Source organism: Acinetobacter sp. YH01003, assembly GCF_013420525.1.
In the GTDB taxonomy this organism is placed as follows: Bacteria; Pseudomonadota; Gammaproteobacteria; order Pseudomonadales; family Moraxellaceae; genus Acinetobacter; species Acinetobacter towneri.
Genome location: NZ_VOXY01000048.1, coordinates 1 through 1082, shown reverse-complemented (window position 1 = coordinate 1082; position 1082 = coordinate 1). Strand labels below are relative to the sequence as shown.

The following is a 1082-nucleotide window of genomic DNA, read 5'->3' as shown; positions in this document are numbered from 1 at the left end:
TAAGCTGTCATTAAAAAGTAAACATGTATTCTTTTCCGAATTGGTTTGATACTCTCTCCACCCATTGCTCTATTTTATCAGCTGTCATGACTTGAAAATCTCGCCAATAATATTTCATCTGCTTCCATACCATCTCGATTCGATTTAACTCAGGGCTATAAGCTGGAATAAAATACAAATTCGTCGAAAAGTTACTTTTAAGTAGCTCTCTGTAATCAGCCATCTTTTTACTTCTATGAATCGAGGCATTATCAACAATAAGAACCAATGGAAGGTTATAAGTCTGTTTTACTTGTTGAGCTATTCCAGTTAAATAGGCATAAAACCAAGTGCTTGTAACTGACTCTTGTAAACAACTTGTCACCAGTTTCCCCGTTGAAAGCAAACACCCCATGACATTAACTCGTTTTAATCTTATTGCATCAACCGCATGAACATCACCTATCTTTGTCCACGCATAGCGGTTATCAGGTGTAGATGAAAACCCTGTTTCATCAACATAACCTAATATAATTTCACCACGTGCCGCTTGCTCTCGTAATTTTTCAATCTGCTGTGTTGCTTGTTCAAATGCAATCGGATCTCTTTTTTTTCAAGCTATGACGGGTACGCTTGAAGACCATACCTGAATCACGTAAAAACTTACGAATGGTTTCAACAGACACGGACACTTCGTATTCTTCATGTAGTTTGACTCGGATTTGTTCTGCATTGAGTGGACTTGTATTGACCCAATCTAGGATTTTCGCCTGATAGTCTGAGATCAATGTATTGGGCCGACCTGAGCGATGACCTTCTTTAATCGATTCAAACTCATACAATTCCCAACGTCGGCGTTGTAGCCTTATGGTTTCTGGGATACGTTCTTGTAGAGTGGCAACTTCCGCAACACTTTTACCTTCAGAAAGCCAGAGAATAGTTTGGGCACGTTGTCTTTCACGCCAATGTTTTGCATGCTTGGCCAGAAAAATGAGTCGTTCTCGCTGTTCTAAACTAAGTGGTACAGAAACAATTCGAGGCATGTGTGAACATCTGTTAACTAAAAAAACTTTTTCGCATGATTAGTTATTTTTGTCAACTTA

Annotated in this window: 2 protein-coding genes; both read right to left on the bottom strand. The window is 38.8% G+C overall.

The window, feature by feature from the left end:
- Positions 1–10 precede the first annotated feature (10 nt).
- On the bottom strand, positions 11–550 hold the full coding sequence (locus FTT70_RS13525; RefSeq protein WP_141730351.1) for an IS630 family transposase: 540 nt from the start codon (positions 548–550) through the stop codon (positions 11–13).
- Between the two features lie 16 nt (positions 551–566).
- Positions 567–1022 carry a helix-turn-helix domain-containing protein gene (locus FTT70_RS13520; RefSeq protein ID WP_004973749.1) on the bottom strand — a complete coding sequence of 152 codons (456 nt, stop codon included), beginning with the start codon at positions 1020–1022 and terminating at the stop codon, positions 567–569.
- Positions 1023–1082: the final 60 nt, after the last annotated feature.